Origin of the sequence: Rahnella sp. JUb53 (assembly GCF_004346065.1) — a bacterium.
GTDB classification, from domain to species: Bacteria; Pseudomonadota; Gammaproteobacteria; order Enterobacterales; family Enterobacteriaceae; genus Rahnella; species Rahnella variigena.
In genome coordinates this window covers 370,018-390,198 of record NZ_SLYT01000005.1, presented here as the reverse complement: position 1 = coordinate 390,198, position 20,181 = coordinate 370,018, and the positions used below count along the sequence as shown (strand labels likewise).

At 51.6% G+C, this 20,181-nt stretch carries 23 protein-coding genes, 1 pseudogene and 1 other annotated feature; of the genes and pseudogenes, 18 read left to right on the top strand and 6 right to left on the bottom strand.

The genetic code is table 11. The annotated features are described in order from the left end of the window. Positions 1-561: 561 nt before the first annotated feature. The 3 genes from clpB to rluD all read right to left on the bottom strand — a co-directional run bounded on the left by clpB (position 562) and on the right by rluD (position 4,980). Positions 562-3,135 (bottom strand): ATP-dependent chaperone ClpB, encoded by a 2,574-nt coding sequence (gene clpB, locus EC840_RS14925; protein ID WP_132965907.1) that lies wholly within the window; start codon positions 3,133-3,135, stop codon positions 562-564. Between the two features lie 130 nt (positions 3,136-3,265). After that, complete coding sequence (gene yfiH / locus EC840_RS14920; protein WP_132965905.1) at positions 3,266-4,003, bottom strand: purine nucleoside phosphorylase YfiH; 738 nt, start codon at positions 4,001-4,003, stop codon at positions 3,266-3,268. Next, positions 4,003-4,980, bottom strand: a complete 978-nt coding sequence (gene rluD, locus EC840_RS14915; RefSeq protein ID WP_112290595.1) for a 23S rRNA pseudouridine(1911/1915/1917) synthase RluD — start codon at positions 4,978-4,980, stop codon at positions 4,003-4,005. Before rluD ends, yfiH begins: the two co-directional genes overlap by 1 nt. A gap of 130 nt (positions 4,981-5,110) precedes the next feature. Between rluD and bamD the strand changes: the two genes are divergently transcribed. The 3 genes from bamD to pheA all read left to right on the top strand — a co-directional run bounded on the left by bamD (position 5,111) and on the right by pheA (position 7,973). After that, positions 5,111-5,845 carry an outer membrane protein assembly factor BamD gene (bamD, locus tag EC840_RS14905; protein WP_112290596.1) on the top strand — a complete coding sequence of 245 codons (735 nt, stop codon included), beginning with the start codon at positions 5,111-5,113 and terminating at the stop codon, positions 5,843-5,845. Between the two features lie 316 nt (positions 5,846-6,161). Next, a complete protein-coding gene (gene raiA, locus EC840_RS14900; RefSeq protein WP_112290598.1) occupies positions 6,162-6,506 on the top strand; it encodes a ribosome-associated translation inhibitor RaiA in 345 nt (114 codons plus the stop codon). Positions 6,507-6,640: 134 nt separating this feature from the next. Then, positions 6,641-6,765: a sequence feature (Phe leader region), on the top strand. Between the two features lie 53 nt (positions 6,766-6,818). Further along, positions 6,819-7,973 carry a bifunctional chorismate mutase/prephenate dehydratase gene (pheA, locus tag EC840_RS14895; protein WP_112290600.1) on the top strand — a complete coding sequence of 385 codons (1,155 nt, stop codon included), beginning with the start codon at positions 6,819-6,821 and terminating at the stop codon, positions 7,971-7,973. An 82-nt stretch (positions 7,974-8,055) separates the two neighbouring features. Here pheA and tyrA read toward each other — a convergent pair whose 3' ends face one another. The 3 genes from tyrA to EC840_RS14880 all read right to left on the bottom strand — a co-directional run bounded on the left by tyrA (position 8,056) and on the right by EC840_RS14880 (position 11,142). After that, positions 8,056-9,177 (bottom strand): bifunctional chorismate mutase/prephenate dehydrogenase, encoded by a 1,122-nt coding sequence (gene tyrA, locus EC840_RS14890; RefSeq protein ID WP_132965903.1) that lies wholly within the window; start codon positions 9,175-9,177, stop codon positions 8,056-8,058. A 6-nt stretch (positions 9,178-9,183) separates the two neighbouring features. Then, positions 9,184-10,260: a 3-deoxy-7-phosphoheptulonate synthase gene (locus tag EC840_RS14885; RefSeq protein WP_112290603.1), complete on the bottom strand. Its 1,077-nt coding sequence runs from the start codon at positions 10,258-10,260 to the stop codon at positions 9,184-9,186. A 291-nt stretch (positions 10,261-10,551) separates the two neighbouring features. Next, positions 10,552-11,142 (bottom strand): phage repressor protein CI, encoded by a 591-nt coding sequence (locus EC840_RS14880; protein WP_112290605.1) that lies wholly within the window; start codon positions 11,140-11,142, stop codon positions 10,552-10,554. Positions 11,143-11,274: 132 nt separating this feature from the next. Between EC840_RS14880 and EC840_RS14875 the strand changes: the two genes are divergently transcribed. The 15 genes and pseudogenes from EC840_RS14875 to EC840_RS25525 all read left to right on the top strand — a co-directional run. Further along, complete coding sequence (locus EC840_RS14875; RefSeq protein WP_132965901.1) at positions 11,275-11,550, top strand: hypothetical protein; 276 nt, start codon at positions 11,275-11,277, stop codon at positions 11,548-11,550. Further along, the gene (locus EC840_RS14870) at positions 11,550-11,771 is read left to right on the top strand and encodes a TraR/DksA C4-type zinc finger protein (RefSeq protein ID WP_112290608.1); all 222 of its coding nucleotides are present in this window, start codon (positions 11,550-11,552) and stop codon (positions 11,769-11,771) included. Before EC840_RS14875 ends, EC840_RS14870 begins: the two co-directional genes overlap by 1 nt. Positions 11,772-11,887: 116 nt before the next feature. Further along, positions 11,888-13,825: a replication endonuclease gene (locus EC840_RS14865; protein WP_243701074.1), complete on the top strand. Its 1,938-nt coding sequence runs from the start codon at positions 11,888-11,890 to the stop codon at positions 13,823-13,825. Positions 13,826-13,900: 75 nt separating this feature from the next. Then, on the top strand, positions 13,901-14,095 hold the full coding sequence (locus EC840_RS14860; RefSeq protein WP_112290611.1) for a hypothetical protein: 195 nt from the start codon (positions 13,901-13,903) through the stop codon (positions 14,093-14,095). Positions 14,096-14,306: 211 nt separating this feature from the next. Next, positions 14,307-14,510 (top strand): tail protein X, encoded by a 204-nt coding sequence (locus EC840_RS14855; protein WP_112290612.1) that lies wholly within the window; start codon positions 14,307-14,309, stop codon positions 14,508-14,510. Then, complete coding sequence (locus EC840_RS14850; protein WP_113878072.1) at positions 14,501-14,722, top strand: HP1 family phage holin; 222 nt, start codon at positions 14,501-14,503, stop codon at positions 14,720-14,722. Before EC840_RS14855 ends, EC840_RS14850 begins: the two co-directional genes overlap by 10 nt. Next, entirely contained in the window at positions 14,703-15,212 is a 510-nt protein-coding gene (locus tag EC840_RS14845) for a lysozyme (protein WP_132965897.1), read from the top strand. The genes EC840_RS14850 and EC840_RS14845 overlap by 20 nt, the downstream gene beginning before the upstream one ends. Further along, positions 15,213-15,641, top strand: a complete 429-nt coding sequence (lysB, locus tag EC840_RS14840; protein WP_132965895.1) for an Rz-like lysis system protein LysB — start codon at positions 15,213-15,215, stop codon at positions 15,639-15,641. Further along, positions 15,529-15,771 (top strand): Rz1-like lysis system protein LysC, encoded by a 243-nt coding sequence (lysC, locus tag EC840_RS25530; RefSeq protein WP_243701073.1) that lies wholly within the window; start codon positions 15,529-15,531, stop codon positions 15,769-15,771. Before lysB ends, lysC begins: the two co-directional genes overlap by 113 nt. After that, the gene (locus tag EC840_RS14835) at positions 15,734-16,195 is read left to right on the top strand and encodes a phage tail protein (RefSeq protein WP_132965893.1); all 462 of its coding nucleotides are present in this window, start codon (positions 15,734-15,736) and stop codon (positions 16,193-16,195) included. Before lysC ends, EC840_RS14835 begins: the two co-directional genes overlap by 38 nt. Positions 16,196-16,276: 81 nt before the next feature. Continuing rightward, on the top strand, positions 16,277-16,918 hold the full coding sequence (locus EC840_RS14830; RefSeq protein WP_129639208.1) for a phage baseplate assembly protein V: 642 nt from the start codon (positions 16,277-16,279) through the stop codon (positions 16,916-16,918). After that, positions 16,915-17,265, top strand: a complete 351-nt coding sequence (locus EC840_RS14825; protein ID WP_112290622.1) for a GPW/gp25 family protein — start codon at positions 16,915-16,917, stop codon at positions 17,263-17,265. The genes EC840_RS14830 and EC840_RS14825 overlap by 4 nt, the downstream gene beginning before the upstream one ends. 5 nt (positions 17,266-17,270) lie before the next feature. Next, positions 17,271-18,179, top strand: coding sequence for a baseplate assembly protein (locus tag EC840_RS14820; RefSeq protein WP_120163554.1), 909 nt, complete (start codon positions 17,271-17,273; stop codon positions 18,177-18,179). After that, positions 18,172-18,699: a phage tail protein I gene (locus EC840_RS14815; protein ID WP_120163553.1), complete on the top strand. Its 528-nt coding sequence runs from the start codon at positions 18,172-18,174 to the stop codon at positions 18,697-18,699. Before EC840_RS14820 ends, EC840_RS14815 begins: the two co-directional genes overlap by 8 nt. Before the next feature lie 11 nt (positions 18,700-18,710). Then, positions 18,711-19,325: pseudogene (locus EC840_RS25525) on the top strand (phage tail protein); the annotation flags it as partial. Positions 19,326-20,181: the final 856 nt, after the last annotated feature.

The window sequence follows — 20,181 nt, the reverse complement described above, 5'->3', positions numbered from 1 at the left end:
GCATGTGTTAGGCCTGCCGCCAGCGTTCAATCTGAGCCATGATCAAACTCTTCAATTAAAAGTTCGATTTGCTTAAACAAGTTAAGCGGTGCTCAAAAATTAACTTCGTAGTACTCTTATAAGTGAACAAGTCACCTAAATGAATTACTGCTTGGTCACTCTTTAAGACTTGATATTTTTGCCACCGAAGTGGCTGATATCGTCTTGTGAGTGCCCACACAGATTGTCTGATAAATTGTTAAAGAGCAGTGAGTTACGCGCTTTCGCTTGCTAACTCGAGGTGGCGTATATTACGCTTTCCTCATTCAGTGTCAACCGTTTATTTCATCCGGTTGCCGCTGTTTTTAATCTTTCCGACCCGGTTACTTCGTGATGTTGTTCACGTTGTTCCCTGTCGATGGAGCGGCATTATAGGGAGTTCTCAGCAGGCCGCAAGGGCTAATTTCACTTTTCTCACCAACCGCCCATAAATTCATCAAATGAATTAATAATGAACAAAAAGTGCATAAAAAACGGGCTCCGGATTGCTCCGGAGCCCGTTTTAGCTTCCTTATTACCTAATTACTGTCTTGCGATGATGTGATCATTTTCCACATCGACAGTAATTGGCTTACCTGGTATCAGCTTGCCAGACAAAATTTGCTGAGCCAGCGGGTTTTCAATCTCCTGCTGGATGGCACGTTTCAACGGACGCGCGCCATAAACCGGGTCAAATCCAGTATTGCCCAGCAACTCGAGCGCCGCCTCGGTGAGCGTTGCCGTATAGCCGTGTTCTTCTAAACGTTTATACAAACGTTCCAGCTGAATCTTAGCGATGTTTTTAATATGCGCATGACCCAGCGGATGGAACACGACAACTTCATCTATACGGTTGATGAATTCCGGACGGAAGCTGTGTGTGACCACTTCCATGACCGATTCTTTCATCTGCGCATAGCTGGCCTCGCCAAAGTGTTGCTGAATAATGTCTGAACCCAGGTTAGAGGTCATGATGACCACCGTATTACGGAAGTCGACCGTTCTGCCCTGCCCGTCCGTTAAGCGACCGTCATCCAGCACCTGTAATAAGATGTTGAAGACATCAGGGTGCGCCTTCTCTACTTCATCTAATAAGATGACAGAGTAAGGACGACGACGAACCGCTTCGGTCAGGTAACCCCCTTCCTCATAACCGACATAACCCGGAGGCGCACCGACCAGACGTGAAACGGAGTGTTTTTCCATAAACTCTGACATATCGATGCGAACCATCGCGTCATCGCTGTTAAACAGGAATGTCGCCAGCGCCTTACACAGCTCTGTTTTACCCACACCGGTCGGACCGAGGAACAGGAATGACCCGATCGGGCGGTTTGGATCCGACAACCCTGCACGACTACGACGAATCGCATTCGATACCGCTTCAACCGCTTCGTTCTGACCAATCACACGATTGTGCAACTCTTCTTCCATACGCAGCAGTTTTTCACGTTCGCTTTCCAGCATGCGTGCCACCGGAATACCGGTCCAGCGCGCCAGCACGTCGGCAATTTCCACATCTGTCACACGGTTGCGTAACAGCTTCATGGTTTTACCTTCCGCCTGAGTGGCTGCTGCCAGCTGTTTTTCCAGTTCCGGTATTTTCCCGTACTGCAATTCTGACATACGTCCCAGGTCACCCACGCGGCGAGCCTGTTCAAGCGTAATCTTCGCCTGCTCCAGTTCCGCTTTAATATTCTGCGTGCCAGTCAGGGAAGCTTTTTCGGCCTTCCACTCTTCTTCCAGCTCAGAATATTCGCGCTCTTTCTGGTTCAGTTCGGTTTCCAGCATCTCCAGACGTTTCACACTGGCGTCATCAGACTCTTTCTTCAATGCCTGTTGTTCCAGTTTCAGCTGGATAATACGGCGATCGAGACGGTCCAGAGACTCCGGTTTAGAGTCCATCTGCATACGAATGCTGGATGCCGCTTCATCTATAAGGTCGATCGCTTTATCCGGTAACTGACGATCCGAGATGTAACGGTGGGACAACGTCGCCGCCGCAACGATAGCCGGGTCAGTAATCTGGACATGGTGATGCAGCTCGTAGCGTTCTTTCAGGCCACGCAAGATAGCGATGGTGTCTTCAACAGAAGGCTCGGCAACAAACACTTTCTGGAAACGACGCTCTAACGCCGCATCCTTCTCTATAAACTGACGATATTCATTTAATGTCGTCGCACCTACGCAGTGAAGTTCACCACGCGCCAGAGCCGGTTTCAGCATATTGCCGGCATCCATCGCGCCATCGGCTTTACCCGCGCCAACCATGGTATGCAATTCGTCGATAAACAGAATGACGTTGCCTTCCTGTTTAGCCAGATCACTCAGCACGCCTTTCAGACGTTCTTCAAATTCACCGCGATATTTTGCGCCAGCCACCAGTGCGCCCATATCTAATGAAAGCACTCGTTTATTTTTCAGGCCTTCCGGCACTTCACCATTAATGATGCGTTGTGCCAGCCCCTCCGCAATCGCGGTTTTACCGACACCAGGCTCACCAATAAGAACCGGGTTATTTTTGGTACGCCGTTGCAGAACCTGAATGGTTCGGCGAATTTCTTCATCACGACCGATGACCGGATCCAGTTTGCCCTGCTCGGCACGTTCGGTCAGATCGATAGTGAATTTTTTCAATGCCTGACGTTGGTCTTCGGCATTCTGGTCATCCACTTTCTCACCTCCACGCATTTGATCGATAGCCGCAGTAATTTTCTCGGCAGTTGCGCCGCAGGCTTTTAACACATCCGTTAAAGAGCCGCGGTCTTTCATCACAGCCAGAACAAACAGTTCTGAAGAAATAAAGGTATCAGCACGCTGCTGTGCCAATTTGTCACAAAGATTTAAAACACGTACCAGTTCATTGGATGGTTGAACATCCCCACCGGTACCTTCAACTTGCGGCAAACGCCCCAAAGCCTGATCAACGTCCGTGCGCAGTTTCTGGGTATCTACCCCAGCCGCAGTTAATAAAGGACGAACGGTCCCACCTTCCTGAGTAAGCAAAGCGCTCATCAGGTGAACAGGTTCGATAAATTGATTGTCGCGCCCGAGCGCGAGTGACTGAGCATCCGCGAGGGCAAGCTGGAATTTGCTGGTAAGACGATCCAGACGCATAACACCTCCAATACTGAACAAAATTGCTACTGGAGATTAGATGAGGTCAACCCTCACGTTTTCAAGGTTATCTTGGCAGTATATTAGGAGGACTGCTGCTATGCGCGATGGATCGTCTTGATTCGATAGGTTATATCAGCCAAATTAAACTTGCCAGCCGTCCGGTAATTCCGTCGCGCCGGTAAGAGTAAAATGTGGTGCTGTCGGTCACAGTGCAATACTCGCCGCCATAAATAGCGGTGAGACCAGCGGCCTGTAAACGCAATCTGGCTAAGAGGTAAATGTCGGCCATAAATTTGGTGCCCGCTGGGGTAAAAGCAACGGATGCATTACTGTTCTCCGCCAAAAAGGCGTCACGCACTTCTCCGCCGACTTCAAAATGCGCAGGACCAATTGCCGGTCCCATCCACGCCATGATTTCTGCAGGAGCAGCCTCAAAGCAGGCAACCGTATTTTCCAACACGCCTGCACACAAACCACGCCAGCCCGCATGCGCTGCAGCCACTTCATCGCCGTTTTTACTGCAAAACAGAACCGGTAAACAATCGGCTGTCATTGCTGCACAGACAACGCCTGGCTCGCGGGTATAGGCCGCATCGGCAATCTGTGTCGGAATAAGGGGAGTTTGCGATGATAAACGAAGCACGTCGGTGCCATGAACCTGCTCAAGCCAGTGTGGCGAATCAGGCAGACCGCCAAGTTCAATCAACCGCTGGCGGTTCAGCGCAACATGCTCAGGAGAATCCCCGACATGACTGCCGAGGTTAAGCGAACCGTAAGGAGGCAGACTGACGCCTCCTTTGCGGGTTGTCGCACATGACCGCACCGATGCCGGTTGCGGCCACTGAGGCTGGATAAGCAGGCTCATTACCAGTTCATCTGGTCCTTGAACTCTTCGGTATCCGCTTTAAGCGCATTGATCAGGTCAACCATATCCTGCGGAAGTGGCGCATGCCATTCCATCTGAATACCGGTTACCGGATGATAAAGACGCAGCATGGTCGCATGAAGAGCCTGACGATCAAAGCTACGCAGCATATTGATAAATGCTTCGGAAGCGCCTTTTGGCAGACGCGGACGGCCACCATAAAGCTGATCACCCAACAGAGGATGGTTAATATGTGCCATATGTACGCGGATCTGATGCGTACGGCCGGATTCCAGACGCAGACGCAGACGCGTATGAGCACGGAAATGCTCCATAATGCGATAGTGTGTGGTCGCCGGTTTGCCGGTCGGATGAACCGCCATGTGCGTACGCTTGGTGGAATGGCGCGCAATCGGCTCATTCACTGTGCCGCCTGCCGTCATTGTACCAATAGCGACTGCTTCATATTCGCGGGTGATTTCACGCGCCTGAAGTGCAGTGACCAGATGCGTTTGCGCAGGAACTGATTTCGCGACGACCATCAGACCCGTGGTGTCTTTATCGAGACGGTGAACAATGCCGCAGCGCGGAACATCAATGATTGCCGGGTAATAATGCAGCAATGCATTAAGTACCGTGCCATCAGGATTCCCTGCACCCGGATGAACAACCAGATCGCGGGGTTTATTGATGACTAAAATATCGTTATCTTCATACACGATATCTAAAGCGATATCTTGTGGCAGCCAACGCGCTTCTTCTTCAATTTGCGCATCGATTGCGATAGCCTCGCCACCCAACACTTTTTCTTTTGGTTTGGTCACTTTTTTGCCATTGACCGTGACCCTGTCTTCAAGGATCCAATCTTTTATGCGAGATCTTGAATAATCAGGGAACAATTCGGCCAAAGCCTGATCTAACCGTTGACCGAGTTGAGATTCGGCCACCGTTGCGGTGAGTTGTACTTGTTGTGCCATATGCAGCTTCTTGGTTAACGTTGGGTTTTCACGGCGATGCCGTTTAAAATAATGTGCTATTGTAGCTGGTCTTTGTCGGGAGCTTAACGGACAGTCTCCCAGAATAACACCTGAGGATAATCAAAACGTCATGACGCGTGTGAAATATCTGGTGGCAGCAGCCACGTTGAGCCTGGCGCTGGTCGGTTGCTCCAGTTCCAAAGAAACGGTTCCCGATAACCCGCCTAACGTCCTTTATGCCACTGCCCAGCAAAAGCTGCAGGACGGTAACTTTAAAGGCGCGATTGCGCAATTAGAAGCGCTGGATAACCGCTATCCGTTTGGGCCTTACTCGCAGCAAGTTCAGTTAGATCTGATTTATGCCTATTACAAGTCTGCTGACTTGCCAATGGCTCAGGCTTCTATTGATCGCTTTATGCGCCTGAACCCAACCCATCCAAACATCGACTACGTCATGTATATGCGTGGTTTAACGGATATGGCGTTGGATGACAGTGCGCTGCAAGGATTCTTCGGTGTTGATCGTTCAGACCGTGATCCGCAGCATGCGCGTGCAGCATTCCGCGATTTCAGCCAGTTGATCCACACGTATCCAAACAGCCAGTACGCCACTGATGCGACTAAACGTTTGGTATTCCTGAAAGATCGTTTGGCGAAATACGAGCTGTCAGTGGTGCAATACTACACTAAACGCGGTGCTTACGTCGCTGTTGTTAACCGTGTTGAGCAAATGCTGAAAGATTACCCGGATACGAAAGCGACGCATGACGCGCTGCCGTTGATGGAAAGTGCCTATCGTGAACTGCAGCTGAACAACCAGGCTGATAAAGTTGCGAAAATTATTGCGGCCAATAACGCAGCATAATTTTAAAATGTCCGTACACACAAACGGTAGCTCAGGCTGCCGTTTTTTTTGGCTTTGATTCGGGAAAAGTCAGAGAAGAGTGAACGTGATGAACGAAAAAACAGGTTAAAAAACGCAGAAGATAATGCACTGATCCTATCAATCATGCCTGCTCCTCAGTGAAGTCTCAAGGCCTTTCCCGCCATTAATTACCCTGGGTCACATAAACGCCAAAGTTGACAAAAAGTGACAAAAAACCGTGGTTTTGGACAGGCATTTCATAAAAAAGGCTGGTATGTTGGATTCATCGGAGACGGAAATAAGAGAGGTAAGTCATATGACAGTCAACATTACCAGTAAACAAATGGACATCACCGCCGCGATTCGTGAACACATCGAAGGCCGTCTGAAAAAACTGGATAAATGGCAAACTCAGCTCATTAACCCGCATATAATCCTGTCGAAAGAACCTCAGGGATTTGTCGCCGATGCGACCATCAGTACACCAAACGGGAAACTGGTTGCCAGTGCTACGCACGATGATATGTACGCTGCGATTAACGACATGACCGCCAAGCTTGAGCGTCAGCTCAACAAAGCGCAGCACAAGGGTGAAGCCCGCCGTGCAGAATCTGGCGTCAAAGAACTCAATCTGGAACCGGTGCAGGAAGAAGAGGAATAACCGGCTTATCGGAAAGGCAGTTCACAGCGCGCTCTCAGGAGCGCGTTTTTTGTGTCCTGAGGAAATCTTATTGACACAGGGAAAAGCCAGCGGTTACTTTAAGACTCTGCTCAAACTTATGGAAACAACGCTCACATGAATACCCGTCTGTTTTTCTTCGCATTCTTTTTTACCTTCCCCTGATTGGGAGGCGTTTCGTCGCGAAAGAATGAATGCGAAGACGAACAACAAAGCCTCCTGAAAAGGGGGCTTTTTTTATGCCTGCGTTTTACACATTTTGCTGAAAGAAAGAACATCAAAAAGGGTAACAACATGACCGAGAACTCATTACTGGCACTGCGCGAACGCATCAGCGCATTAGACCTGAAACTGCTGGCTCTGCTGGCAGAACGACGCACGATGGCGATAGAAGTCGCGCAATCCAAAATGCACTCTCACCGCCCGATCCGCGACAAAGAACGTGAAATTGAACTGATTAACGCACTGATTCAGGAAGGGAAAAAACAGGGGCTGGACGGTCATTACATCACCCGCGTGTATCAGCTGATCATTGAAGATTCCGTTCTGACCCAGCAGGCTCTGCTCCAGCAACATCTGAATAAAACCCCTTCTGATTCCGCCCGTATCGCTTTCCTCGGCCCGAAAGGTTCTTATTCACATCTTGCCGCACGCCAGTTTGCCGCCCGCCATTTCGACCAGTTCATCGAATGTGGCTGCCAGAAATTCCAGGATATCTTCTCTCAGGTAGAAACCGGTCAGGCCGATTACGCCGTATTGCCGATTGAAAATACCAGCTCCGGTTCAATCAATGACGTTTATGACCTGCTGCAACACACCAGCCTGTCGATTGTGGGTGAGCTGACCAATCCTATCAATCATTGCGTACTGGTCGCGACCGACACGGATTTGTCGCAGATCCAGACGGTTTACAGCCATCCTCAGCCTTTCCAGCAATGCAGTCAGTTCATCAACCGCTTCCCTCACTGGAAAATTGAATACTGCGAAAGCACTGCGGCGGCGATGGAAAAAGTGGCCGCGGCCAATTCTCCACACGTGGCAGCGCTCGGCAGCGAAGCCGGTGGTGCGTTATATAAACTGCAGGTGCTTGAACATAATCTGGCGAACCAGCAGGAAAACATTACCCGCTTCATTATCCTGGCACGCAAGGCAATTGAAGTCACAGATCAGGTTCCGGCAAAAACCACGCTGATTATGGCGACCGGCCAGCAGGCAGGTGCGCTGGTGAATGCGCTGCTGGTGCTGCGCGATCAGGGCATCATCATGACCAAACTGGAATCTCGCCCGATTAACGGCAATCCATGGGAAGAGATGTTTTATATCGATGTGCAGGCCAACTTGCGTTCTGAAGAGATGAAAAAGGCGCTGAAGGATCTGGCTCCGATCACCCGTTCGCTGAAAGTGCTCGGCTGTTATCCAAGCGAGAACGTCGTCTCTGTTGATTTATAATTTCACAAACAACCTGTAATTTACCGCAAACAAAAAGGGCGCTGCACACAATGGCAGCGCCCTTTTTTCATTTCAGGACAACTTACTTACGGTTGTCGTTAGCCTGTCTCAGCAGCGCACCACTTTCTTTCAGGAAGCGTGGTGCATAATCGCCAAACCAGTGCTCAACCTTTCTGAATTTGTCGATAAACGCCTGTTTATCGCCGCTTTCAAGCAGAGCAAGCGCATCACCAAAACGCTGATAGTATCGTTTGATCAGCGCCAGATTGCTTTCTGACGACATAATAATGTCAGCATAAAGCTGCGGATCCTGCGCAAACAGTCGCCCGACCATCGCCAGTTCGAGGCGGTAAATCGGTGAAGACAGTGACAGCAATTGCTCGATCTGCACATTCTCTTCTGACAAATGCAGACCATACGCAAAGGTTGCGAAGTGGCGCAATGCCTGAATAAACGCCATATTCTGATCATGTTCGACGGCGCTGATTTTATGCAACCGTGCGCCCCAGACCTGCAACTGTTCAAGCAGCCACTGATATGCCTGAGGTTCGCGGCCATCGCAATACACCACCACCTGTTTAGCCAGGCTGCTGACATCCGGACCGAACATCGGATGCAGGCCAAGTACCGGGCCTTCATGCACTGCCAGCATTGCCTGCAGCGGACGGTTTTTCACCGACGCCAGATCCACCAGAATACAGTCTTCAGGAAGTTTCGGCAGACGTGCAATCACTTCTTCGGTCAGATGGATCGGTACACTGACGATGACCATTCCGGCATCCGCCAGCAATGTTTCTGCCTGCGGCCAGTCTTCCTGCTCCAGCACTTTCACCTGATAACCGGAAAGCTCCAGCAAACGGGTGAACAAACGCCCCATCTGCCCGTTCCCGCCGATAATCACCACCGGTCGCAGTGCCGGATGCAGCGTCTTGAAGCCTTTATCGTTTTCGCTTGAGTAGGACTCACGCATCACGCGGCGCAATACATCTTCAATCAGATCCGGCGGAACACCGAGGTTTTGCGCTTCCTGACGACGTGAAGCCAGCATCGCTGCTTCACGTTCAGGCACATAAATCGGCAAACCATAACGGCTTTTGACTTCACCGACTTCCGCCACCAGCGCAAGACGCCGTGATAAGAGATCTAACAACGCTTTATCAACGTCGTCGATCTGATCGCGCAACGCGTTAAGTTCTGCCACCATAAAAACTTACTCTCCTGCGATTCGTGCCGCCAGCGCATCGCCCAGTTCCTGATGCATGGTACGCAGCAGGTCTTCAGTCGTTTCCCAGTTGATACAGGCATCCGTTACAGACACACCGTATTTCATGGCTGAACGCGGTTGTTCAGAAGACTGGCTGCCTTCGTTCAGATGACTTTCCAGCATCAGCCCCGTGATAGAGCGGTTACCGGCTTTAATCTGGTCGATGACGGACTGAGCCACAACAGGCTGGCGACGATAGTCTTTGTTTGAGTTACCGTGACTGCAATCTATCATCAAGGAAGGACGGAGTCCCGCGTCGGTCATCTGTTTTTCACAAGCCTGAACGTCCTGCTCGCTGTAATTTGGTGTCTTACCGCCGCGTAAAATCACATGCCCGTCCGGGTTGCCCTGAGTCTGCAACAGGCAAACTTGCCCGGCCTGATTAATGCCCACAAAACGGTGCGCCATCTCAGCTGCACGCATGGCGTTGATCGCCGTGCCCAGGCTGCCGTCGGTGCCGTTCTTGAAGCCAACTGGCATTGACAGACCAGACGCCATTTCACGGTGTGTCTGAGATTCCGTGGTACGCGCACCGATTGCTGACCAGCTGAACAGATCGCCTAAGTATTGCGGACTGTTTGGATCCAGCGCTTCAGTTGCCAGCGGTAAACCCATGCCGACCAGTTGCAGCAGCAAATCACGGGCAATATGCAGCCCTGCTTCCACATCAAACGTACCGTCCATGTGTGGATCGTTAATCAACCCTTTCCAGCCGACAGTGGTACGTGGTTTTTCAAAGTAAACGCGCATCACGATGTACAAACGATCGCTCAGCTCAGCCGCCAGTGTTTTCAGATGGCGTGCGTAATCGAGCGCGGCATCAACGTCATGAATTGAACAAGGGCCACACACCACCAGAAGGCGAGGATCACGTCCATGCACGATATCGGCGATGGTTTTACGTGCTTCGGAAATACTGTTTTCGTCGCTGATGCTTAAAGGAAAACGGTTTTTCAACTCTTCAGGAGTGATAAGGATTTGTTCAGCAGTGATGTGAACATTATTCAGGGCGTCTTTTTGCATGATCGTGTTCCGCTATAAGGAAAATGGGCTGCCACAGAGGCATCTGCGGACAACATTAACACAGCACGTAAACTTATCAAGCCTTACTTGTAAACATAACATTACCAATACAACGTAACCAAGCAAGTAATGGAAAGTTATATTTACATAAAGAGAATCTTAACCCAAAGAGGTGTACCGTAATTGTTACATACGGGTTAACAGGGAAGTCATGGGAATTCAGGACAAGGTAAAGAGAGAATGAGGCAGGGAATGCCCTCAGCAACGGGGATGCTGCTGAGGAAACGAAATTTAAAGGTTACGATCCAGAGTAATAAAGACCTGCCCCAGGGCAGTCACTTCATCCACGCCACACTCGAAATGGCTTTCCTGACGCGTCACGCTGAGTCGGTTACCGGGAATACGGGCCACATCGTAAACATCCAGATCACCATCGATATCCAGCAACCAGCGGCCATTGCCCGGATGGGTACTGCCCAGATCAATAATCCACGAGTGATGGCCTTTCACAACATAAGCCGGTTGAGTCAGCGAGTCATCCAGCAGCGAAGGATCAACAGACCAGACGCCCTCTTCTTCCAGCGCTCCGCCACGCAATCTCAATTTTTTAAGTTGACGGATATCACCGGATGCTGCTGCGCCTGAAAGCGCTGAATCCTGCATGTTGCCTTTGCCTGTCGCCAGCCAGCGTAATGACACGCCGGTGTCCAGCGCACAGGCCACGACCACATCACCTGGGAAATAATCTCTTCTTACCCAGGTACTTATCGTTCCAGATGACAAACCGTACAGATCCCCCAGCTCCTTTTGCATGCTAAAGCCGTAAGCCTGAAGCATACGCGTCAGAACAGCTTTTCCACCTTCAAGTTCATCTAATTGCATCTGGCGAAAACCCCTGAATCTGTAAATATCATCTTGACAACTCGCAAATGCAAGCTTAGATTGATTATGTAATGTACCGACTGACGACCATGATACCAAATTTACGGCGTCGTGGAGAAATAAGGAGACGCGATGTTTTTAGGAACAGAGCAGCAGCGCCAGACCGGACTGCGCCATATCGCTCATCTGAAAGAAATTTATTTCGCTCAGAGTAAGGATCCGGTTGAGGTTATTTATGATCAGGCCAGTGAAAAATGGAAACTTACCTTATGTTTTCATGCCGGCCTTAAACGTCATCATACCTTACTGACATATTCACAATTAAATGATGAGGAACAAATGAAAATAACACAGGCCTTATTATCACTACGCCATTTCACGGCGATATTTAAAGGAGAACTTTACTGATGGCAGACTGGATAGATGAATCGCAGGAGTATCAGTTAAAAATCCTTCAAGCACAGATTACGCAGGCTACCCGCACGCAGCCTTCGCCGTCTGCCTTCTTCTGCGTGGATTGTGACACTCCCATTGCGGAGCCACGCAGGAAAATCATTCCCGGCGTACAGCGATGTATTGAGTGCCAGGAAATTGAGGAAATTAAAAGAAAGAATTATCGCCCCGTATAAACCCTCAGATTAATGCTATTAATTTTCGTGTCTGCGCTGGAAATAAACTTATTTCCAGAAGGTTTTTTGTATTCTATTTTTCGGAAATAAACATGTCAGATAACAGAGGCAGAGTAATGCCTTCCCCGCCGCCGGCTTTTAACCGGGCAGCGGGGCAATTGTTCGCAGGGAAATGGGAGTGGAATGCCCCGCGACCGGCGCTCAGCAGTCCGCTGGAAAAACCGCTTAACCGTGATTTCTGCCTGCGCCAGCAAACAGCCCTTTCCCGGATGGCAGCATTGCCTCGCTGTCTGCGTACGCCTTTACATCAGCGGTATGCGTTTTTGCTGAAAACAAAGGGAGTCCGCGCGGCGGTCCATTTTCTGATGACAGTATTTACGCAGCGTTTGTGGCCGCGGATTCAGCAGGTGAATGCGCGAAACACCCTGAACCGTCAGATCTCGCAAAAGCTCCTCATGGAAGAAGAAATGTTTAACCGCCTGCCTGATCTTAATGATGACAGCCTGAGAAGGCTGGCCAGCAAGCTGGCAGTGCATATGCAAGATGCTTACGAATATCACTGTGAACGCTGGCTGCAAAATCGACCTGATCAACCCGACGTGTTATTGCAAGACAGCACGCAGCACGAGATTTACGGGCATATCGCCGCGATGGCCCGCTCGTGTCGCGTACAGCCTCTTTACTGGCAGAGATGGCAAAAAGGCCGTATGACCGCACATTCAGCCGTCGCCAGTATTTCCCGTCTGGTCAGTGGTGAATGGTGGGAAAAACAGCTGCGTTCAAAACAACGTTTATGGCGCGAAGCCCTGATGATTGCCTGCGGTTATGTGAGCCGCACAACATCGCCATATGCGAGTAAAAACGCCATCCGTGATGTGGTGTCACGCCGCTTATCCGCCATTAATTACCTGAAACAATGCCAGCTCGAAAATGTCGAATCAGGGGAAACACTGAGCCTGCTGGAGACCGTATTAGCCAGCATTTCCAACCCTAAACTTCGCCGTATGGAACTGATGACGCTGATCGCCGGTATCGAAGATGTTGCTGACCAGCAGCGGGACCGCGGCCTGTTTATCACGCTGACCACACCTTCAAAATACCATCCGGTGAAAACGACTGGCGCCGGATCATCACCCATTTTTAACCAGAAATGGGATCAGCACGCGTTTACACCCAAAGATGCACAACGTTATCTGGTCGCGGTTTGGGCAAAAATCCGCACCACGTTTAAAGACCGGAACCTGAAAGTGTACGGTGTGCGCGTCGTCGAACCGCATCACGACGGCACCCCGCACTGGCACATGATGCTGTTCACACCAGCGGATCAGCAGCAAAAGGTGACTGAAGTAATGCGCCGTTACGCACTGGAAGAAGATCCGGATGAGCCAGGCGCTGCGGAGTCACGTTTTAATTGTAAGCCGCTGAACCGCGGCGGTGCGGCGGGTTACATTGCGAAATACGTCTCCAAGAATATTGATGGTTATGCGCTTGATGGCGAAAAGGATTTTGACTCCGGACGCCTGCTTACTGATGTCGCGACTGCGGTCACCTCATGGGCATCGACGTGGCGGATCCCACAATTTCACGCCATTGGCATTCCTGCCGTCGGCGCGTGGCGTGAATGCCGGCGGATCAGACATCAGAGTCTGAACAGCCGCTTTGATACACGCGTTGAGGACGTCCGCAGCGCCGCCGACCAGGGGGATTTTGCCGGTTATATTCAGGCACAGGGCGGCATACACATTCCGCGAAAAGAGCAAACGGTTCGCGTTGCGCGCCAGCTCAGCGGGGAAACCAATGCCTGGGGCGAGCCCCGTCATAAAGTCATCGGCATTTACGCGCCGCATCTTGGTACTTCGCTTATTTACCTGACACATACCGAACAATGGCGGATTGTCCGTCACCGGCCTTGTTCTGTGGAAATGCCGGAGATTCGCTCACCTTGGAGTTCTGTCAATAACTGTGGATCGCCTCCGACGAATATAACCGGCACTCACCACAAAAACCGTGCCAATAAAAATTCATGCTTAAATTCAAGCAATTATAAATTTTAAAATGCCCTGAGTGTTGACGTATTAGATCAATTAAAGAATACTGTATATAAACACAGTATCTGGCAAGGGGAGAAAATGGAAAACCTGACTAAACAACAGCTAACGTTGTCCAGGATACAACTGATCGCAGACATATCGCAGACAGCCCAATGCAATCCAAAAGAATTTCTGGTCATGATGTCGCTGATTTCAGAACTGGCAGGTCAGGCGCTGACTGACGAGAACCAGAACGCAGTCTGCTACAACGGGAGTACTGACGACCCTCACTGATTGCCAGACCCTGCGGCGGTAGTAATCAACATTGTTGGCGCTTGCCCGACCGGTTTCCCTCCGGACTAAGCGCCCCGCCCTCTCCCTGTGTTATTTATCTGCTTCTCTGTTGTGCCAGTCGTTTCACATCCCTTCCAGATTGCCGCTCCACGTCCTATTCCGCAGACTGATCTCATCAACTGACGATCCTACTCACTCGCGGAGAAAACCCATGAAAGTCTATGCACAACAGGGCGACACCCTCGATTCCCTATGTTGGCGTTATTACAACCGTACCGCTGCGGTCGTCGAAAAAGTCTTTGCCGCCAATAAAGGCATCGCCGATTTAGGCCCGTTATTGCCTCACGGTACGGCCGTTGATTTACCGGACATTGCAGAACAACCGGTTCAGGAGGCGATCAAATTATGGGACTGAGTACTGAGCGTATCAGTTCAGGCTGCGCCTATTTTATTGCCACCTCACTGACCTGGCTCGCCAGCCTGACATCGCAGGACGTCGCCTTTCTGGTCGGCTCTGGTGTCGGGGTCGGTACGTTTCTGATCAACTGGTATTACCGGCGCAAAAGCTATCAGTTGCTTGCACGCAGCGGCCTGAGCAAAGACACCTATGAAAACCTCAACTCTTAAACGCTGTAGTGCTGCCGTCGTGTTAGGGCTGATGGCGGTATTGCCGGGCTATCTGTCACTGCAGGTGTCGGCAGAAGGATTGCGGCTTATCACCGATTTTGAAGGCTGTCAGCTGCAGCCCTACCAGTGCAGTGCCGGTGTATGGACCAGCGGCATCGGCCACACGGCAGGAGTTAAACCGGCACAAACCATTACCGAACATCAGGCCGCTGAAAACCTGCTGGCAGATATTCAGCAGACCGAGCGTGCCATTAAAAAATGTATGCCGGTAACCATGCCACAGCCGGTTTTTGATGCCGTCGTGTCATTCAGCTTTAACGTTGGTACCGGTGCAGCCTGTCAATCCACGCTGGCATTTTTCATCAACCAGCAGCAGTGGCAGAAAGCTTGTGATCAGCTCCCGCGCTGGGTTTTCGTTAATGGTGAACGTAATCGCGGACTGGAACGCAGGCGTAATGCCGAGCGTGCCGTCTGCCTGAAAGGGGTCTGAATGCGCCTGTTACCGGCCCTTCTGGCCGGGATGGTATTGCTGATCGCCATCCTGCTGCTTTCCAATCGTTCGTTACAGCACGACCTCAACAACGCTGGTCTGCAACGCGATGCCCTGGCGGCTCAGGTGCAGCAACGGGATCAGCTGATCACCGACCTCAACCAGCAAATGCGCCAGCGCGAGCAGGCTGAGCTGGCGTTACGTGAAGACCTGAGCACGGCCCGGAAAATGATGCAAAGCCGCGAAAAACAAAGGCAGAGGAGCCTCCATGAAAATCTGCAAACCCGTCAGTGGGCTGATACCGGGCTGCCTGCTGATGTTAGCCGGCTGCACCAGCGTCCCGCCTTCAGCTCCGCCATCGATTATTTACGTTGGCTGTCCGGCGGTCAGCTCATGCCCGATCCCGGCCAGCAAACCGGTCACCAATGAAGATCTGAGCGCCGACATTCTCCAGCTGGAATCTGCGCTGATGGATTGCGGCTTACAAATCGAAGCCATCAAAAAGTGTCAGGAGGCACAACATGAAAAAACCGATTCAGTTGCAACAACGGCTGACTGAACAAATCCCTCAGCTTACTGCGTCACCGGAAAAACTGGCCCTGACTACCGGCGCCGGCAACGTGGTGGCCACATCGGCACCTTCGCTGTCTTTTGAATATCGCTATCCGCTGACAGTGACGATTACGGATGAAGCGATCAGCGAAATACTGGTCGATCTGGTCGTGGTCACCGTCCTCGACTGGCTGCAGGTTAATCAGCCTGAGATCCTCGGCAACGCGGCGCACCGACTGAGTGATTTCACTTTCACTCAGCAGGCGAACAGTCTGGTCCTGACGCTGCAACTGACTGAGCGCGTGCAGGTTTCAGATTCAGAAGATGTCCGCACCATCACGCATCTGCCTGAACCCCCATTGCCGGAAAACGTGACGCTGCCGCGTGAGGTTTATCTCAACGGAGAACTGATCAGCAGCTGGACGGTGTGACACGGTAAACCTTGTTGTGTCAGCCGCTGACGAACGGTCACCGGTTGTCGCTCAACCCTCTGAAACGGCATCCTTTATCCCATGAATACGACTCTTCAACTCAACGACATAATGCGGCTGATTGGCAATCTGGTGCGCATCGGCAACGTCTCAGAACTGGATTTGGCCAACGCACGTTGCCGCGTCGCGACGGGCAGCAACGTAACGGCGTGGCTGCCGTGGATGACGCACCGCGCTGGCCGCACGCGCAGCTGGTGGGCGCCTTCCGTCGGCGAGCAGGTTTTGCTGCTCTCGATGGGCGGCGAACTGAATACGGCGTTCGTCTTACCCGCCGTTTTCTCCGATGCCTCACCCGCGCCATCGGCTTCGCCAGATGCCCTTCATCTGGCCTTCCCGGACGGCGCCGTTTTTGAATACGAACCGGCACAAAGCACTTTAAAAGTGACGGGAATTAAAACCGCAGTCATCAACGCATCGCAGAAAGTGGAGGTAACAGCGCCCGAAATCCGCTGCACCGCCAGCACCCGCATCACGCTGGACACGCCGGAAGTAGTTTGCACAAGCAAGCTGACCACCGGATCCCTTGAAGTGAAACAAGGTGGCACGCTGACCGGCAACTTAATCCATAGCGGCGGCAGCCTGACATCCAACGGCATCGTTGTGCATACCCATCGCCACAGCGGTGTTCAGACCGGTGGCGGTCAGACAGGAGGCCCGCAATGAGCAATCCGAAATACCTGGGGATGGACAGAAATAGCGGTCTGGCTATCGAAGATCTCGACCATATTCGCCAGTCCGTCAGCGATATTTTGAATACGCCGGTGGGCTCAAGAGTGATGCGCCGTAATTACGGCTCGCTGCTGTCGGAGCTGATTGATCAGCCGCAAAACGGCGCCCTGCGGCTACAGATGATGGCCGTGTGTTACACCGCCCTGTTGCAGTGGGAACCCCGCGTTTCACTGACTGCTATCACTTTTGACACCGGCTACGACGGCAAGATGGTGATTGAACTGACCGGAAGCCGTAACGATACGGCGACGGATTTTTCCCTGAATATTCCTGTGAGCTGACACTTATGGCAACGATCGATTTGAGCCAGTTACCGGCCCCCGATGTGGTCGAACAACTGGATTATGAAACCCTGCTTGAAGAACGTAAAACGACGCTGATTTCGCTCTATCCCGCCGACCAGCAGGAAGCCATCAGCCGGACACTGACGCTGGAATCCGAACCGCTGGTCAAGCTGTTGCAGGAGAACGCTTACCGCGAACTGATCCTGCGCCAGCGAGTTAACGAATCCGCCCGCGCGGTAATGGTGGCGTATGCGACAGGCAGCGATCTGGATCAGCTGGCGGCGAACAATGGCGTACAACGACTGGTGCTGACGCCTGCTGATAACACCAAAGTTCCGCCAGTCGCAGCTGTCATGGAAAGTGATGCAGATTTCCGCACCCGAATTCCGCAGGCCTTTGAAGGAATGAGCGTTGCCGGTCCGTCCGGGTCATACGAGTTCCACGGTTTGTCTGCCGATGGCCGGGTGGCGGACATCTCGGTTATCAGCCCGTCTCCAGCGAATGTCACCATTTCTGTACTGTCACGTGAAGCCGATGGTATCGCTCCGGAAGACCTGTTAACGAAAGTTCGTATCGCGCTGAACGACGAAAATGTCCGGCCTGTTGCCGACCGTGTTCTGGTTCAGTCTGCCAGCGTCGTCCCCTATGAGATTGATGCCACGCTCTACCTGTTTCCGGGGCCTGAGTCTGAACCTATCACCCTGGCAGCCGAAGAAAAGTTGAAATCTTATATCAGCGATCAGCATCGTCTGGGACGCGATATCCGGCTTTCGGCCATCTATGCGGCGCTGCATGTCGAAGGTGTCCAGCGTGTGGAGCTTGCTAAACCGGCCGCTGACATTGTGCTCGACAGCACACAAGCCTCTTACTGCACAAATTACGTGATTACAGTGGGAGGCTCCGATGAGTAACAGGTTGCTGCCCAGTGGTTCTTCCGCGCTGGAACTGGCAGCCGCAGAAGCCTGCGCTGAACTGGCCCGTGTGAATGTTCCGCTAAAAACATTATGGAACCCGCAGACCTGCCCCGCCAAATTTTTACCTTATCTGGCATGGGCACTTTCTGTTGACCGCTGGGACAGCGAATGGCCAACGGCGACAAAACGCAGCGTGATTCAGTCTGCCTGGTTCATTCATCAGCATAAAGGCACCATCAGCGCCATCAAACGCGTGGTCGAGCCTCTCGGATATGTCATTAACGTCACCGAATGGTGGGAAACCAATGACCCGCCTGGCACGTTCAAACTCGACATCGGTGTTCTCGATTCCGGGATTGACGAAGCCATGTACGAAGAAATGGAGCGACTAATTGATGATGCGAAACCCGCCAGCCGTCATCTGATCGGACTGACGATTACTCAGGACATTCCCGGCACCGTCTATCTCGCCGCGGCAATGTATGACGCAGAAATACTCACTGTTTATCCGGACTGATAAGGAATCTTATGAGCAAATTTAAATCCGTCGTCACCACGCTTGGGCAGGCGCGCATAGCATCAGCCATCGAAAGCGGAAAAGACGTCAATATTACCCATCTGGCCGTCGGTGATGGTAATGGCAACGCGACTGAGCCCTCTGTGGGGCAGACGGCACTGGTCCATGAAACCTACCGTCTAAAACTGAACTCCATCAAAATCGACAACAAAAATGCCAACTGGATTATTGCCGAAGCCATTATCCCGGCAGAAGTCGGCGGTTTCTGGATGCGTGAGATGGGACTGTTTTCTGCAGAAGGAGAACTCATTGCCGTCAGTAATATGGCCGACAGCTATAAACCCACGCTGGAGGAAGGTTCCGGCCGGACACAAACCCTGCGCATGGTGTTAACCGTCACAGATACCGATGCGGTCAGCCTGACCATTGACGACACCCTGATTATTGCGACCGAAGAATACGTCAATAATCTGCTGGCAGAACATGAAGCCTCACGGCGTCACCCCGACGGTACGCTGACCGCAAAAGGTTTTGTGCAGCTGAGCAGCGCGGTGGATAGCACAAGCGAAGTTCTGGCGGCAACGCCAAAAGCGGTGAAAGCTGCGAATGATAATGCAAACGGGCGCTTACCCTCCGGCGGAACAGCTGTTGCAGCGACTAAGCTGGCGACGGCAAGGAAAATAGCAGGAGTCGCGTTTGATGGTACGGCGGATATTAACTTGTCAGCTGGTAATGTGGGTGCAGTGCCTGCAACAGGCGGCAATGTGGGATACCTGGAAAATGCATCCCGTTACAAGATTAAACCAGGAACATGGGAGGGAGTCGGTGGCTTTGCAACCCAATATTCGCAACCTTTTGCACCGTTCCTGATCCCTTACGGATACGCAGTCCCCGCTGGTGTAAGTAATTATTCTCCTTTTCTTAAAGGGATCGTCCAAACCCAAACATACGGCTACGCGGCATCCGTCAGTTTTGGTGCATACACCGCTGGTGATGCTCATTTTCCCAGTGCTGTAATACATGTTGTTGGTGATAACGGGGGATCTACAGCATGGTTTTTCGATTCTAATAACGGTGGTTTCAGTAGCCCGGGGGAAATTCACGCTAATGGAAATATTGTTGCTGTAGGGGCGCTCTATGAATCCAACGGCGGTGTTCGGGTTTATAGCTCAAATAATCCGCCGACCCCGGCTGCCATTAATGCAATTGCGCAAGATACTTGCAGTGTTGCAGGTTTTATTGTTGGCAATGTACAAGCCCCTTATATGCGGCACTCGACCACCTCTGAAGTTGTACAACTGGCAACCTATAGTTGGGTTGCAAACAATTATGTCAGTGACATCAGACTGGGGACATCCACGGAATTTCAGGAGCGTGGTAACAATGAACGTATGGCTGGCGGGGTCATGACATCTTTCAAAGATGCAGGGAGTTCAAACTATTGGATTCGTCTGCGACCATTACAAAAAGCCGTTAACGGTA

Coding starts and splice junctions, on each gene's coding strand:
- clpB (WP_132965907.1), bottom strand. CDS start 3,135: ATGCGTCTGGATCGTCTTACCAGCAAATTCCAGCTTGCCCTCGCGGAT.
- yfiH (WP_132965905.1), bottom strand. CDS start 4,003: ATGAGCCTGCTTATCCAGCCTCAGTGGCCGCAACCGGCATCGGTGCGG.
- rluD (WP_112290595.1), bottom strand. CDS start 4,980: ATGGCACAACAAGTACAACTCACCGCAACGGTGGCCGAATCTCAACTC.
- bamD (WP_112290596.1), top strand. CDS start 5,111: ATGACGCGTGTGAAATATCTGGTGGCAGCAGCCACGTTGAGCCTGGCG.
- raiA (WP_112290598.1), top strand. CDS start 6,162: ATGACAGTCAACATTACCAGTAAACAAATGGACATCACCGCCGCGATT.
- pheA (WP_112290600.1), top strand. CDS start 6,819: ATGACCGAGAACTCATTACTGGCACTGCGCGAACGCATCAGCGCATTA.
- tyrA (WP_132965903.1), bottom strand. CDS start 9,177: ATGGTGGCAGAACTTAACGCGTTGCGCGATCAGATCGACGACGTTGAT.
- EC840_RS14885 (WP_112290603.1), bottom strand. CDS start 10,260: ATGCAAAAAGACGCCCTGAATAATGTTCACATCACTGCTGAACAAATC.
- EC840_RS14880 (WP_112290605.1), bottom strand. CDS start 11,142: ATGCAATTAGATGAACTTGAAGGTGGAAAAGCTGTTCTGACGCGTATG.
- EC840_RS14875 (WP_132965901.1), top strand. CDS start 11,275: ATGTTTTTAGGAACAGAGCAGCAGCGCCAGACCGGACTGCGCCATATC.
- EC840_RS14870 (WP_112290608.1), top strand. CDS start 11,550: ATGGCAGACTGGATAGATGAATCGCAGGAGTATCAGTTAAAAATCCTT.
- EC840_RS14865 (WP_243701074.1), top strand. CDS start 11,888: ATGCCTTCCCCGCCGCCGGCTTTTAACCGGGCAGCGGGGCAATTGTTC.
- EC840_RS14860 (WP_112290611.1), top strand. CDS start 13,901: ATGGAAAACCTGACTAAACAACAGCTAACGTTGTCCAGGATACAACTG.
- EC840_RS14855 (WP_112290612.1), top strand. CDS start 14,307: ATGAAAGTCTATGCACAACAGGGCGACACCCTCGATTCCCTATGTTGG.
- EC840_RS14850 (WP_113878072.1), top strand. CDS start 14,501: ATGGGACTGAGTACTGAGCGTATCAGTTCAGGCTGCGCCTATTTTATT.
- EC840_RS14845 (WP_132965897.1), top strand. CDS start 14,703: ATGAAAACCTCAACTCTTAAACGCTGTAGTGCTGCCGTCGTGTTAGGG.
- lysB (WP_132965895.1), top strand. CDS start 15,213: ATGCGCCTGTTACCGGCCCTTCTGGCCGGGATGGTATTGCTGATCGCC.
- lysC (WP_243701073.1), top strand. CDS start 15,529: ATGTTAGCCGGCTGCACCAGCGTCCCGCCTTCAGCTCCGCCATCGATT.
- EC840_RS14835 (WP_132965893.1), top strand. CDS start 15,734: ATGAAAAAACCGATTCAGTTGCAACAACGGCTGACTGAACAAATCCCT.
- EC840_RS14830 (WP_129639208.1), top strand. CDS start 16,277: ATGAATACGACTCTTCAACTCAACGACATAATGCGGCTGATTGGCAAT.
- EC840_RS14825 (WP_112290622.1), top strand. CDS start 16,915: ATGAGCAATCCGAAATACCTGGGGATGGACAGAAATAGCGGTCTGGCT.
- EC840_RS14820 (WP_120163554.1), top strand. CDS start 17,271: ATGGCAACGATCGATTTGAGCCAGTTACCGGCCCCCGATGTGGTCGAA.
- EC840_RS14815 (WP_120163553.1), top strand. CDS start 18,172: ATGAGTAACAGGTTGCTGCCCAGTGGTTCTTCCGCGCTGGAACTGGCA.